The sequence below is a fragment of the Actinocorallia libanotica genome (genome assembly GCF_039525175.1).
In the GTDB taxonomy this organism is placed as follows: Bacteria; Actinomycetota; Actinomycetes; order Streptosporangiales; family Streptosporangiaceae; genus Actinocorallia; species Actinocorallia libanotica.
The window spans coordinates 14693-27405 of sequence record NZ_BAAAHH010000040.1 but is presented as its reverse complement, the minus strand read 5'-3'; the positions used below and the strand labels follow the sequence as shown (position 1 = coordinate 27405).

Below are 12713 nucleotides of genomic sequence, written 5' to 3'. Positions count from 1 at the left end.
CCATGTCCTACAGCCGTCCCGCCATGGTGGCAGAGACGCACATCGCCACCGTCTTCTTCTCCGGCGACCGCGCCTACAAGCTGAAGAAGCCGGTGCGCAACGGCTTCCTGGACTTCACCACCCGGGAGGCCAGGGAGCGCGCCTGCCGCCGGGAGGTGGAGCTCAACCGCCGCTTCGCCCCCGACGTCTACCTGGGCGTCTACGACGTCCGTGACGAGCGGGGCGAGGTCTGCGACCACCTGGTGGCGATGCGCCGCATGGATCCCGAACGCCGGCTCTCCGCGCTCGTGCGCATGGGCGAGCCGGTCGGCGAGCCGCTGCGGGAGGTCGCGCGGCGGCTCGCCGCCTGGCACGCCGGCGCGCCGCGCGGCCCGGCGATCTCCCGGGAGGGCGGACGGGACGCGCTGCGCCGCCGCTGGAGCGACAACCTCGCCGAGACCACCGCCTACGGGCTGCCGGAGGCCGCCGAGATCGAACGGCTGGTAATGCGCTTCCTGGACGGCCGCGACCCGCTGTTCGCCCGCCGGATCGCCGACGACCGGATCGTGGACGGCCACGGCGACCTCATCGCCGACGACGTCTTCTGCCCGCCCGACGGGCCGCGCATCCTGGACTGCCTGGAGTTCGACGACCGGCTGCGGTACGTCGACGGGCTGGACGACGCCGCGTTCCTCGCCATGGACCTGGAGCGGCTGCGCGCGCCCGCCCTGGCCCGCGACTTCCTCGACCGGTACGCCGAGTTCAGCGGCGACCCCGCGCCCGCCTCGCTGCGCCACCACTACATCGCCTACCGCGCGTTCGTGCGGGCCAAGGTCGCCTGCCTGTCCGAGCGCCCCGCCGTGGCGCGGGAGTACGCCGAGCTGGCGCTGCGGCACCTGCGGGCCGGTGCGGTGGCGCTGGTGCTGGTCGGGGGGCTGCCGGGCACCGGCAAGTCGACGCTGGCGGGCGCGCTGGGCGACCGGCTCGGCTGGAGCGTCCTGAGCAGCGACCGCACCCGCAAGGAGCTGGCCGGGCTGTCCGCCGAGGAACCGGCCCGCGCCCCCTACGGGCAGGGCCTCTACGATCCGCGGACCACCAAGGAGACCTACGCCGAGCTGCTGCGGCGGGCCGAGAAGCTGCTCGGCATGGGCGAGCCCGTCATCCTCGACGCCTCCTGGACCGACGAGGTGTTCCGGGAGGAGGCCGCTGCGGTGGCAGGGCGCGCCCGCGCGGACCTGGTGGCCCTGGAGTGCCGCACGCCGGCCCCGGTCTCCGCCGCGCGGCTGCGCGCGCGCAGGGGCGGCCCGTCCGACGCCGACCCCGCCGTCGCCGAGGCGATGGCGGCCGAGGCCGCGCCGTGGCCGGGGGCCGCCGCCGTGGACACCGACCAGCCCGTCGAGATCTGCCTGGACGAGGCGCTGCGGGTGGTCAGGCCGCACGGGTACGGCCACCACTGGCCGCTGCGCCCCCGGATGGAGCCGGACTAGGGCCTCAGGCCCGCCGCCAGGGGTGGACCACCACCAGGGTGCGGGGGGTCAGGTCCAGCAGCGCGCTGCTGACCGCGCCCAGCCGCAGCGTGGAGGGCGTGTCGTCCCGCCGGTCGCCCAGGACCAGCAGCGCGGACTCCGCCGCCACGGCGCGCAGCGCCTCGCGGGGCTCCTCGTGCAGCAGCCGGGTCCGCATCTGCACCTGCGGGTACTTGGTGGCCCAGGGCGCCACCTGCCGCTGCAGCAGGGACCCCGCCTCCCGCGCGGCCTCCTCCTGGCGCACCGGATCGGCCGGGAGCGGAGCGGCGTGCACGGCCACCACCTCCCGCCCCCGCAGCGCCGCCTCCTCGAAGGCGAAGGCCAGGGCGGCGTCGGCGGCGTGCGTGCCGTCCACCCCCACCGCCACCGGACCGTCCGCACCGGGCTCGCGGACGACCACCACCGGGCACGAGGCGTGCCCGGCGACCTGGGTGGCGGTGGAGCCGGTGGGCAGGTCGGGGAACCCCTCTCCGCCGCGCGCCCCCAGGACCACCATGGCCGCCTGCCCCGCCTCGTGCAGCAGCGCGGACGCGGCGGGGCCCCGGTGCAGCACCGGGCGGACCTTCACCCGCGGGGCGAGGCTCTCGGCCTTGAAGGAGCCCTTGGCGAGCAGGTTCTCGGCGAACCCGCGGACGGTCTCCGCCGAGGGCAGGTGCGTGGGATCCATCGCGTAAGGCCAGTGCCAGGCGTGGCAGACCGCCAGGGGCAGCCCCCGCAGGGCGCTCTCGTGCACCGCCCAGCGCAGCGCCTGCTCGGAGGCGGGTGAACCGTCGTAGCCGACGAGGACCTCGGGCATGTCCGTTCTCCTCTCAGGCCGCCTGCGCCCGGTCGTCCAGCGTGATCCTCAGGTCCGGCGGCGTCAGCAGGGACTGGGTGACCGGGCAGTCGCGGATCGCCGTGATCATGGCGTCGGTGTCCTCCTGCCGCAGCCGGGCGGGCGGGCGCACGGTGAGCGTGAGCCGGGAGATGCGCTGCGGGGAGCCGCCCCCCAGCAGGTAGCGGGCGCCCATCTCCAGCCCGTTGTAGGGCAGCCCCTGCCTCTTGAGGTGGTGGCAGGCGAAATGCGCGGCGCAGGCCGCCATCGCGGCGACGAACAGCTCCACCGGGGTCGGCCCGCTCTCCTCCCCCGCCCGGGCCGGCTGGTCCACCTGCACGACGTAGTCACGCACGAAGATCGCGAACGCGTCCTGGTCACGATGGACGACTCTGATCTCTTCCACCGGATTCCACCCCCCTGGTTCCCCTACCTCCCAGGATGGGTCCTGTGTCCCCCCGAGGCAGAGGACGAAGGGCGGGCTTCGGCGGGACCTTCGTCCACCGGGGCCGCCGTTCCCTCCGCCCCTTCGGCGAGCTCCTGCAGCCGCCGGAGGTGGCGGAACTGCCGCAGGACGCGCCCCGGGCGTTCGGCGAGGAGGCCGGCGATCCACATCAGGGACCGCGGCCTGCCCTCGCTCCGGGTCCGGACGACCAGCCGGGTGCGCCCGCCGGGGAGCGGCCGCAGGTGGTAGCCCCGCACGCAGGTGGAGTAGACCGGCGGCAGCGGCCCCTCGGGCACCGTCATCCGGCCCTGGGGAAGCCGCAGGTCGGAGCTGAGGACCAGGGTGCGCGGGGCGTCGACGATCTCCACCGTGAGGCAGGGGTCGCCGCCGGACGGCGGGGGCACCCGCTCGCCCGCCTTGAGCTCCTCGCGCGCCAGCCACGGCCACACCCGCTCCGGCGCGGCCCGCAGGGTCACGCCCATGGTGCTCACCGTCCCGCCGGGGATCATCTCGTCCCCCGGCAGCCGCGCCGCGGCCTCCTCGCGGGTCGCCCCGCGGCCCTCCAGGCGGGGCAGCAGCCTCCCGTACCCGTAGAGGGCAAGGACGGCCAGCCCCGCGGACGGCCCGAGCCACCGGGCCCGGCCTCTCCCCTTCATGCTCCTTCTCCCTTCGGTCGTGCTCACTCCTTCGGGGGGTGGACCACCGTGACCGAGCAGAGGGCGTGGCGGACGGCGGCGTCGCTCACCGAGCCCAGGAGCCTGCCCCTGAGCCCGCCTTCGCCCCGGGAGCCGACGACCAGCAGGAACGCCCCCTCGGACGCGTTGACCAGCTCGGTGACCGGGTCCCCCTCCAGGAAGACCTTCTCGGCCCGCGCCTGGGGGAACTCCGCCTGCCGGGCGTCCACGGCCCGCTCGAACCGCTCCCTGGCCAGCTCGCGCAGCACCTTCCCGTCGATGAACGGGGTGTCGCGGACCGCGGCGCCCTCCGGGCACACGCACAGGACGGACAGCTCCGCCCGGCGCAGGTGCGCCTCCTCGAACGCCGCCCGCAGCGCCTCCGCGGCGGCGGGCGAACCGTCGACGCCGACCACGATCCGGCCCGGCCGCGGCCCCTGCCCGAAGGTCTCGCGCACCACCATCACCGACCCGGACCCGTGCGCGGTCACCTGGGCGCTCACCGAGCCCAGGAGCGCCTTGCGCACGGTGCCCGCGCCCTCGCTGCCCACCACGGTCAGCTCGGCCTCGCGGGAGTGCTCGGCCAGCGAGTAGGCGGGCGAGCCGCTCTCCACGACGCGGCGCACCTCCAGCCCCGGGTGGGCGCCGGAGACGCGCTCGGCGGCGGCCTTGGTGATGGTCTCGGCCGCGTCGCTCAGCGTGGTCACCGGCATCACGACGAACCCCGGGTAGACGATCTGCCAGACGTGGCAGATCGTCAGCGGGAGCCCGCGCAGCACGGCCTCCTCCGCGGCGCGGTCCAGGGCGAGGTCGCCGCCCGCGGAGCCGTCGTGGCCGACGAGCACTCCATGGCGCCGGGTCATCGTGTTCTCCTTCGTCTCGATGGACATCCCCCGATCAGGGGACGCGGTACCGGGTGCGAGGGTAAGCACTCGGTGTGCTCCTCCCCAGTGGATCATGCCGTGCCGGCGGCGGCGCACGGACAGGGGCGCACGGCCCCGGCCGCCGGGACCTTCGCCACCGGCTGTCCTGCGCCGGGAAAGGGACTTTCGCCCCTACCTGTCCGGGGGGCGCCGCCCGCAGCCTGGTGCGGGCGTCCGAAAGAGCCGGACGGTGGAGGAGAAGCGGAGGGCCGTGTGCCGGGCAGGGAGCGGTATCGCATCTGGAGCACGGCGCCGCGCCCCTACCGGATCGTGGACCGGTACGCCGAGCTCCCGGGCCGGATGACGCTGGTGCTGGTGCCCGACGCGCCCGAGGGCCGCGGCCCCGGGGAGCGGGACGCCGAGGGCGCGGCGGCCGCGCCCCCCGCGTCCGGCGGCGCGGCGCCGGGCCGGTTCTGGGTGGTGCACACCCAGGCGGGCATGCGGATCCCCGCCGCCGACGTGAGCAGCAGGCCGCTGCTGTCCGACGGGCGGACCGGGGAGAGCTCGCTGGTGGAGCTGCGCGCGCTGCGAGTGCCGTGCGGACCCGGTTCCTGCCGGATCGGCGACCGGGTGGGGCTGTCGGGACCGCGCGGCAACGGCTGGAACCTCGCCCCCGCGGAGGGCGGCGAGCTGCTGGTGCTCGGCTGGGAGCAGGGGCTGACCCTGCTGCGCCCGGTGGTGGAGCGGGTGCTGACCGATTCCGCGCGCTACCGGAGCCTGCGGGTGTGGGCGGCGGGCGCCGTCTGGTCGGCGGCGCCCGAGGGCGCCGGCGGGCGGCCCGCCCCCTCGGGGCGGATCGTCCCGGCCGTGGACGGCTCCGAGGCCCCGGGCGAGCTGGCCTTCGACCCGGACTCGGCGGTGGCGCTGCTGGCCGGGCCGATGCGGCAGGCGGTGGACACCGCGCGGATGCTGCACGAGCAGGGGATGGCCGCCGAGCGGATCCAGGTGGCCGCGCACGAGCTCATCCAGTGCGGCAGCGGGCGCTGCGGGCGCTGCCTGCTGAAGACGCCGGAGGGGCCCGTCCGGGTCTGCCGGGAGGGACCCGTCCTGCACTACGGCCGACTGGCGGCGTCCTCATTCTGAGGGCGGGCGCCGGCGGGGCGCCGCCACGCGCGCGGCGCTGCCGTCGCGGCCATTGCGCCCGTCGCGGCCATTGCGGCCATTGCGCCCGCTGCTCCCGTTCAGGCCCTCGCGCTCGTTCTGGAGGGCCAGGGCCGCGATCAGCAGGAAGCCCATGACGCTGTAGAAGACGACCATTCCGATCGCCACGGCGTGCGAGCCCCGGGGCAGGCCCGTCCAGGCGGCGCCGCCGAAGAAGTAGATGAACGCGGCCAGGAGCGTGCCGACCGCGCAGCCCCACAGGGCCGTCCGCTGCCGGGCGCGCCAGAGCACCGGGCGGTCCGCCGAGCGCACGCCCCGCACCCCGGACCAGATCAGCAGCATCCCGCCCAGCAGCCCCGCCGAGACCACCAGCGGGAAGATGACCAGCGCGGTGGCGGCGCCGGCGTCCTGGCCCGGCGCGGGCGGCGGGTTCTCGGCCACCAGCTGGGGGGTGACGACGAGGGTCCGCCCGCAGAGCACCACGACCAGCGCCCCGGCGCCCAGCACCAGGACACTCAGCGTTCTGCGCACCGGGGTCACCGGGAGCGGCGCCCCGTGCCCGCGGACGCTCCGGCGCGCTCCGGCGAGAACCGGCCTCGCATGCTCCCCCTCGCTCCAATAACGGAAAGTGACATACAGTATCCCCCACGTGACCGTAACTCCAGACAGCGGGGGCGCGGCCACCGGGACCGGACGGCCGCCCCGGAATAACCCACTAACACGATTGACTTAGCAGGAAATTCCGGCGACCATCGTCCGCATGGATCACGACCTCACCGACGAGAACGTCTACGACGCCGTCCGCGCGCACCAGTGGGCGCGGATGTCGCGCCGCGGCCTGCTGCGGGGATCCGCGGTCCTGGGCGCCGGGCTGGCCGCCGGCGCCGCCGCCTCCCCCGCGCGGGCCGCCGGGCCCATCGCCAAGCCGCTGCCCCCCGAGTGGTTCGTCTCCCACGGCACCAACGCCGAGATGCGCTGGGAGTCGGTGCGCACCCGCGACTTCCTCACCCCCGCCGAGCGCTTCTTCGTCCGCAACCACACCGCCACCCCCGAGATCGACGCGGCCGCCTACCGGCTGCGGGTGTGGGGCAGCGGGCTGCGCGGCGCGCCCGGACCCGGGGAGGCCGTCGAGTTCGGGTACGACGACCTGCGCTCCCTGCGGGCCGAGACCGTGACCGCCGCCATCGAGTGCACCGGCAACGCCCGCAGCTTCTTCACCGGCCAGCAGGGCCAGACCGTCAGCGGCACCCCCTGGAAGCTCGGGGCGATCGGCGTCGGACGGTGGCGGGGCGTGCCGCTGGCGACCGTCCTGCGCCGCGCGGGCATCGCCCCCGAGGCGGTGGACGTCCTGCCGTCGGGCCTGGACGCCGAATACGTCGACAAGGGCGTCGCCAAGGGCCGGGTGCGCCGCCCCCTGCCGGTCGCCAAGGCGCTGCAGGACGTCCTGCTGGCCTACGAGCTGAACGGGCGCCCGCTGCCGCCCGACCACGGCTTCCCGGTGCGCGTGGTGGTGCCGGGCTGGGCGGGCATCGCCTCCATCAAGTGGGTCGGCGACATCCAGGTCGCCGCCGAGCCGCTGTTCTCCCCCTGGAACACCGAGTACTACCGGCTGTTCGGCGCGCAGTACCCGCCCGAGGGCAGCGAGCCCATCACGCGCCAGAACGTCAAGAGCGCCTTCGAGCTGGGCTGGAACGCCGAGATCCGGGCGGGCCGGCGGGTGGAGCTCACCGGGCGCTCCTGGTCGGGCGGCGGGCCGGTGCGGCGCGTGGAGGTCAGCGTCGACGGAGGCGCCTCCTGGCGCCCCGCCAGGCTGGAGCGCGCGCACGCGCGGTACGCCTGGCAGCGGTGGAGCCACGTCTGGGAGAGCCCGGCGAAGGGCGCCCACGAGCTCCTCGCCCGCGCCGTGGACGAGACCGGCGCCCGCCAGCCCGAGACGGTGCCGCACAACACCTTCGGATACCTGTTCGGCGCCGTCGTCCGCCACCCGGTCACGGTGGTCTAGCGGGGCATCGAACCGGACCTCGGGTGTGAAGCGGGAGGAACCGGGAATGGCGTGGAGCGGACACCGGCGTGAACCGGACGCCGAATGATCAGGGGTGCTCTAAGCTGGCTGAAACCACCCCCCGCTTGACCGCCCGGAGCCCGACCGATGATCTCTGCCTCACCGAACAGGCGCCGTTTCCTGCTGGGGATGGGCGGTCTGGCGGCCGGCGCGGTGGGTGTCGCGGCCTGGCCGGTCTCCCGGGCGCCGGGTTCCTCCAGCGCTCCGGAGGAGAGCGGGACCCGGGCCGCCAAGCGGCGCACGAACTTCGTCATCGTGCTCGCCGACGACCTCGGCTACGGCGAGCTCGGCTGCTACGGGCAGCAGAAGATCAGCACCCCCCACCTCGACCGGATGGCCGCCGAGGGGCTGCGCTTCACGCACGCCTACGCCGCCGCGCCCGTCTGCGCGCCCGCCCGCGCCTCGCTGTTCACCGGGCTGCACAGCGGCCGCTCACCGGTCCGCCGCAACCCGCCGCAGGGCCAGGACCTGCCGCTGAAGGGCGTGCCGACGTTCGCCACCATGCTGCGCGACAACGGCTACCGCACCGGCCTGTTCGGCAAGTGGGGCTTCGGACCCGACGAGCCCGGTCCCGAGCACCCCAACTCCTACGGCTTCGACGAGTTCTTCGGCTACCTCACCCACCGCTCGGCGCACTACTACTACCCGCGCGCGCTGTGGCACAACGGGGAGTCCGTGCCGGTGCCGGGCAACCAGGGCGAGAGCGGCATGCTCTACGGGCCCGACCTCATCATGCGGCGGGCGCTGGACTTCCTGCGCGAGCCGGGCGAGAAGCCGTTCCTGCTCACGCTCACCCTGCCGCTGCCGCACGCGCCTTCGGCCGCGCCCCGGCTCGGGGAGTACTCCGGCCTGGGCTGGGACCCCGAGGACGCCGCGCACGCCGCGCAGATCACCCTCCTCGACGGGTACGTCGGCACGCTGGTCCAGGAGCTGCAGACCCAGGGGCTGGCCGACGACACCGTCGTCATCTTCACCAGCGACAACGGCCCGCACCAGGAGCGCGGCGTCCACCCCGACTTCTTCCAGGCGGCGGGGCCCTTCCGCGGGCTCAAGCGCAACCTGTACGAGGGCGGCATCAGGGTCCCGTTCCTCGCCTGGTCGCCCGGCGTGTTCCGGCGCACCTCCGGCACGACCGTCGAGCATCCGACGGCGCACTACGACCTGCTGGCCACCCTCGCCGACTTCGCGGACGTCCGGCCGCCCTCGGGCACCGACGGCCTTTCCCTGCGCCCGGTCCTCACCGGCGAGGGCCCGGTGGCGGTGCACCCCTACCTGTACTGGCTGCGCCTGCACGTCGGCAGCACCCCCCTGCACCGCGCCGAGGAGGACGGCCGGGGCCGGAACGTCTCCGCCGCCGTGCGGTTCGGCCGCTGGAAGCTCGTCGGCTGGGGGCCCGGCGCCGACTACAGCACACCGGGCGCCGCGTGGACGTATGAGCTCTACGACCTCTTCGAGGACCCGTGGGAGAGCGAGGACATCGCCTCCAGCCATCCCGCCATGGTCCAGGAGGGCATCTCCTACCTGCGCGAGTCCTGGACCCCGCAGGCGGGCGACCCCGTCCCGGAACCGGGCGTCCCGATCGTCCCCGCCTAGCCCCTCCCGGCCCGCACCAGGGCGACGGCGTCCGCCGGGGACGCGGCGAGGTGCGGCCCGTGCCCGGGCAGCAGCAGCCCGGCCGGCAGCGGCTCCAGCACGTCCAGCGCCGCGCGCACGGCCGGCTCGTCGTGGTGGAACAGCGACGCCAGCAGCTGGGGCCCGGCCGACCGCGAGGTGGGGTGCGCGGTGACGAGCGTGTCACCGGTGATCAGCGCCCCGGCCTCCGGCAGGTGGTAGCAGGTGTGGCCGCTGGTGTGGCCGGGAGTGGGGACCGGCACCGGCCGGCCCGGCACGTCCAGGGGGCCGGCGGCGGGGAAGGCCTCGGCCGCGGGGACGCGGACGTCCCGCAGCGCGCCCGCCCGCACGATGTGCAGCGCCCACGGCAGGAACCCCGGACGCCACAGGTTGGCGACGACGTCGAACGGGGTGGCCTGCTCCAGGAACTCGCGCCGGACGTGCCGCGCCTCGGCCGCCGAGGTGAGGACCTTCGCGTGCGGCGCCCGCCGCAGCAGCTCCGGCAGCGAGCCGATGTGGTCGACGTGCGCGTGGGTGACCAGGACCGCGGCGAGGTCCTCCGGGCGGTGCCCGAGCCGCTCCAGCGACCAGAGGACGGCCGGCAGGTCGCCGGGGTATCCGGCGTCGACCAGGGTGGCGCTGCGGCCTTCGGTGAGGATCGTCCAGTTGGCCGAGCCGGTGTTCACGAAGTGCACGCCGTCGGCGACCCGGGTGAGGGCAGGAGGTTTCACCCCCCTCTTCTACCCCTTGGCCGCCTCCCGGCGAAGGAGGCGGCGGCCGAGTCGCTGGAAGGGCTCCTCGACGCAGCGGTAGGACACCCAGCTCACCGCGAGGAGCACCAGGGTGAAGACGGCCAGGCCGCCCCAGCGCTGGGAGCCCGCGTCGCCGAGCAGCGCCTCGGCCGCCATGAGGAGCACCGGGTGCACGAGGTAGAGCGAGAAGCTGACGGTGCCGAGCCAGGTCAGCGCCCGCGGGATGCGGCGGTGGCGCAGGCGCCTGCCGGCCCAGAAGCTCAGGGCCGCCAGCACCAGCGAGCCCGTCCAGACCACCCGCAGCTCGGTGGCCTGGGCGCCGCTCAGCCACTGGTCGGCGTTGAGCAGCCCCGCCGCCGCGGCGCAGCCGAACACCAGCACGGCCGCGCCCGCCGCCTTCCTCCGGGAGATCTGGCCCTGCTCCGCGCGGTAGACGGCGGTGCCCAGGAACATGACGGCGAAGATGGACAGCGTCTCCCAGGCGCCGGGCCGCCCGTTGACCAGCAGGAGCACCAGGCCCAGCGCCCCGCCGGCGACCGCGCCCCAGCGGGCGGGACCGGGCCGCCCGGAGACCGACGCCGCGAGCGCCGCCACGAGGACCGCCGCGACCGCCAGGACGACGGGACCGGTGCCCAGGGTCTCCGACAGCAGGGCCCGGGGCAGCAGGCCGCCGAGCAGCACCGCGGCCACCGCGAAGCCCATCGAGATCTCCGCCGAGCGCCGGTGCGCCCCGGTGGCGAACAGCGCGGCGACCAGCAGGTAGAAGACCATCTCGTAGGAGAGGGTCCACAGCACGTTGAGGAGGTTGGGCACGGCGACCAGGTCCTGCAGCATCGTCAGGTGCGCCACGGTCCCCACCAGCGGGTCCATGCCCTCGACCTCGGCGCGCGGCTCCCACCAGCCCAGGTGGAGCGGGACCAGCAGCAGCGCGCAGACCGTCAGCAGCAGGGGGTAGATGCGCATGAGGCGCCCGATCCAGAAGCCGCGCACGCTCCCCCGCCGCTCCAGCGAGGCGGGCACGATGTAGCCGCTGATGAGGAAGAACAGCAGGACGCCGTACTTGCCGGGATCGATCCAACGCGACATCTGCGTCCAGACCGCGGGGGTGTAGTAGTACATGGCGTGCTGCAGCGCCACCATCAGCGCGGCGATCCCGCGGAGGAGGTCGAGCCAGCCCAGCCGTGCCGGTTCTCGGGGGACGGAGGGCCCGGAGGGCGCGTCCGAGGGCGGGCGCATCGTCACCTGAGACATCTGGACAGGGTATGCGCCGCCAACCGTGACACGAGGCGCAAACGACACCAAGAAGCACTCTTCGTCTCACCGGAGCCCCGGAACTCCCCCGTTTCCGCAGATAACCGCAGGCAGGAGGCGTTCCGGGGCGAAGGGACGGCCGGTCCCGGACAGATCAGAGAACGGCCTGGCCCAGCATCAGCCGTTTGAGATAAGACGGCGCGATGAACGTGCAGTAGTGCTGGCCGCGGAAGCTCTCGGGCAGCGCCCCCCACGTCCACGGGACGGACAACGACCGCGACGGCAGGTGGAGCCTGCCGCCGATGCCGCGGTAGGCCGCCGGGAACTCCCACAGCCAGTCCCAGCCGGTGAAGGCCGGCACGTCGCGGTCGACGACGACCTTGGAGACCGGGTAGACCAGCGCGGCGCGCTCCGCCTCGGTGAAGGAGGCGGCGACCTCCTGGAGCGTGGCCTCGTTGACCACCTTGCACTGCTCTTCAGGCCCCGCCACCTGCTGGCCGTAGACCAGCTGCAGGTGGTCGGACCGCTTGGTCTTGCACCGGATCTGCCGGGGCAGCGTCCTCCCCTCGTCCTCATAGGTCGTGTAGGAGCCGGTGACGAGGGGCCGCTCCGTCGGTTTGGACTTCTCGAAGGAGGCCCGGTCGGGGTAGTCGACGTTGCTCAGCTCACCGCCCGCCGCCTGGAAGGCCGCCGTGTCGAGCCCGGCGGTCTGGTGCTGTGCGCGCAGGCACAGGTCGTCCGCCGGCGCCGCCGCGGAGGCGGTGCCGGAGAGGGCGGTGAGGCAGGTGCTCATCGCGCCCAGAGCGAGGATTCCCCGCCCGATGGTGTGTCGCATGGACCAACTCCCCAAGTTAGGGAAACGGCGTTTCGCTTGAAGATACAGATCCGTATGCTGGAGCGGCAGGCACGGAGAGGATGCGCAATGAATTTGGAACAAGACTACGAAAAAGCGGGATTCGGTGGGCGGCTTCCGTTCGGTCGGCGGCCCGCCGTCCTGGTCGTGGACATGGTGCGCGCCTATCTGGACCGGGACTCCCCCCTGTACGCCGGGGTCGAGGACGCGGTGGCCGCGGGGGCGGCGCTGGTGGCGGCCGCGCGCGCCGCCTCGGTGCCCGTCGTCTTCACCAAGGTCGAGTACCTCCCCGGAGGCGCCGACGGCGGCCTGTTCTACCGCAAGGTCCCGGCACTGGCCGCCTTCCAGCGCGGCAATCCCCACGGGGACTTCGTGGCGGACCCGGCGCCGCGCGAGGAGGACGTGGTGGTGGTCAAGCAGTACGCCAGCGCCTTCGCCGGCACCAGCCTGGCCGCCACCCTCACCGCGATGTCCGTCGACACCCTGCTGATCTGCGGCCTGTCCACCAGCGGCTGCGTCCGCGCCACCGGCGTGGACGCCCTCCAGCACGGGTTCGTCCCCTACGTGGTCGCCGACGCCTGCGGCGACCGCGACCCGCGCCCGCACGAGGCGGCCCTGTTCGACCTCCGCCACAAGTACGCCGAGGTCGTCCCCCTCGATGCCGCCGTGGAGCTGCTGGCCGCCCGCACGCCTTGACGGGAGCGCCCGCGGAGCGGGATGCT

The 12713-nt window shown here is 74.6% G+C and carries 13 protein-coding genes; 5 read left to right on the top strand and 8 right to left on the bottom strand.

The genetic code is table 11. From position 1 onward, the window contains the following. Window positions 1-2: 2 nt before the first annotated feature. Window positions 3-1466 carry a bifunctional aminoglycoside phosphotransferase/ATP-binding protein gene (locus ABD140_RS33365; protein ID WP_344245737.1) on the top strand — a complete coding sequence of 488 codons (1464 nt, stop codon included), beginning with the start codon at window positions 3-5 and terminating at the stop codon, window positions 1464-1466. A gap of 4 nt (window positions 1467-1470) precedes the next feature. Here the strand turns inward: ABD140_RS33365 and ABD140_RS33360 are convergent, their stop codons facing one another. From ABD140_RS33360 to ABD140_RS33345, 4 genes are read right to left on the bottom strand one after another with little or no spacing between them, the layout of a single operon-like run. Beyond that, window positions 1471-2301 (bottom strand): universal stress protein, encoded by an 831-nt coding sequence (locus tag ABD140_RS33360; protein ID WP_344245735.1) that lies wholly within the window; start codon window positions 2299-2301, stop codon window positions 1471-1473. A 13-nt stretch (window positions 2302-2314) separates the two neighbouring features. Continuing rightward, window positions 2315-2725: an OsmC family protein gene (locus tag ABD140_RS33355; protein WP_344245733.1), complete on the bottom strand. Its 411-nt coding sequence runs from the start codon at window positions 2723-2725 to the stop codon at window positions 2315-2317. A 23-nt stretch (window positions 2726-2748) separates the two neighbouring features. Then, window positions 2749-3420, bottom strand: a complete 672-nt coding sequence (locus tag ABD140_RS33350) for a hypothetical protein (RefSeq protein WP_344245731.1) — start codon at window positions 3418-3420, stop codon at window positions 2749-2751. 23 nt (window positions 3421-3443) lie between these two features. Next, window positions 3444-4301, bottom strand: a complete 858-nt coding sequence (locus ABD140_RS33345) for a universal stress protein (RefSeq protein ID WP_344245729.1) — start codon at window positions 4299-4301, stop codon at window positions 3444-3446. Between the two features lie 273 nt (window positions 4302-4574). Here ABD140_RS33345 and ABD140_RS33340 point away from each other — a divergent pair, with 273 nt between their 5' ends. Continuing rightward, window positions 4575-5444, top strand: a complete 870-nt coding sequence (locus tag ABD140_RS33340; protein WP_344245727.1) for an iron-sulfur cluster-binding protein — start codon at window positions 4575-4577, stop codon at window positions 5442-5444. On the opposite strand, the gene ABD140_RS33335 is transcribed toward ABD140_RS33340, so the two are convergent. Beyond that, complete coding sequence (locus ABD140_RS33335; RefSeq protein ID WP_344245725.1) at window positions 5436-5993, bottom strand: hypothetical protein; 558 nt, start codon at window positions 5991-5993, stop codon at window positions 5436-5438. The two genes, ABD140_RS33340 and ABD140_RS33335, sit on opposite strands and share 9 nt — an antisense overlap. A 229-nt stretch (window positions 5994-6222) precedes the next feature. On the opposite strand from ABD140_RS33335, the gene ABD140_RS33330 reads away from it, so the two are divergent. Beyond that, window positions 6223-7464, top strand: coding sequence for a sulfite oxidase (locus ABD140_RS33330; RefSeq protein WP_344245723.1), 1242 nt, complete (start codon window positions 6223-6225; stop codon window positions 7462-7464). Window positions 7465-7653: 189 nt separating this feature from the next. Continuing rightward, window positions 7654-9117, top strand: coding sequence for an arylsulfatase (locus ABD140_RS33325; RefSeq protein ID WP_344245721.1), 1464 nt, complete (start codon window positions 7654-7656; stop codon window positions 9115-9117). On the opposite strand, the gene ABD140_RS33320 is transcribed toward ABD140_RS33325, so the two are convergent. The 3 genes from ABD140_RS33320 to ABD140_RS33310 all read right to left on the bottom strand — a co-directional run bounded on the left by ABD140_RS33320 (window position 9114) and on the right by ABD140_RS33310 (window position 11973). Then, window positions 9114-9866 (bottom strand): MBL fold metallo-hydrolase, encoded by a 753-nt coding sequence (locus ABD140_RS33320; RefSeq protein ID WP_344245719.1) that lies wholly within the window; start codon window positions 9864-9866, stop codon window positions 9114-9116. The genes ABD140_RS33325 and ABD140_RS33320 overlap by 4 nt on opposite strands. 9 nt (window positions 9867-9875) lie before the next feature. Beyond that, the gene (locus ABD140_RS33315) at window positions 9876-11138 is read right to left on the bottom strand and encodes an acyltransferase family protein (protein ID WP_344245717.1); all 1263 of its coding nucleotides are present in this window, start codon (window positions 11136-11138) and stop codon (window positions 9876-9878) included. Window positions 11139-11292: 154 nt separating this feature from the next. Next, window positions 11293-11973 (bottom strand): hypothetical protein, encoded by a 681-nt coding sequence (locus tag ABD140_RS33310; protein WP_344245715.1) that lies wholly within the window; start codon window positions 11971-11973, stop codon window positions 11293-11295. A gap of 87 nt (window positions 11974-12060) precedes the next feature. On the opposite strand from ABD140_RS33310, the gene ABD140_RS33305 reads away from it, so the two are divergent. Beyond that, the gene (locus tag ABD140_RS33305; RefSeq protein WP_344245713.1) at window positions 12061-12687 is read left to right on the top strand and encodes an isochorismatase family protein; all 627 of its coding nucleotides are present in this window, start codon (window positions 12061-12063) and stop codon (window positions 12685-12687) included. The last annotated feature ends 26 nt before the right edge of the window (window positions 12688-12713 follow it).

What these genes read in the sequence shown, in the direction of transcription:
- ABD140_RS33365 (WP_344245737.1), top strand. Translation starts at nt 3, where the DNA reads ATGTCCTACAGCCGTCCCGCCATGGTGGCAGAGACGCACATCGCCACC.
- ABD140_RS33360 (WP_344245735.1), bottom strand. Translation starts at nt 2,301, where the DNA reads ATGCCCGAGGTCCTCGTCGGCTACGACGGTTCACCCGCCTCCGAGCAG.
- ABD140_RS33350 (WP_344245731.1), bottom strand. Translation starts at nt 3,420, where the DNA reads ATGAAGGGGAGAGGCCGGGCCCGGTGGCTCGGGCCGTCCGCGGGGCTG.
- ABD140_RS33345 (WP_344245729.1), bottom strand. Translation starts at nt 4,301, where the DNA reads ATGACCCGGCGCCATGGAGTGCTCGTCGGCCACGACGGCTCCGCGGGC.
- ABD140_RS33330 (WP_344245723.1), top strand. Translation starts at nt 6,223, where the DNA reads ATGGATCACGACCTCACCGACGAGAACGTCTACGACGCCGTCCGCGCG.
- ABD140_RS33325 (WP_344245721.1), top strand. Translation starts at nt 7,654, where the DNA reads ATGGGCGGTCTGGCGGCCGGCGCGGTGGGTGTCGCGGCCTGGCCGGTC.
- ABD140_RS33315 (WP_344245717.1), bottom strand. Translation starts at nt 11,138, where the DNA reads ATGTCTCAGGTGACGATGCGCCCGCCCTCGGACGCGCCCTCCGGGCCC.
- ABD140_RS33310 (WP_344245715.1), bottom strand. Translation starts at nt 11,973, where the DNA reads ATGCGACACACCATCGGGCGGGGAATCCTCGCTCTGGGCGCGATGAGC.
- ABD140_RS33305 (WP_344245713.1), top strand. Translation starts at nt 12,061, where the DNA reads ATGAATTTGGAACAAGACTACGAAAAAGCGGGATTCGGTGGGCGGCTT.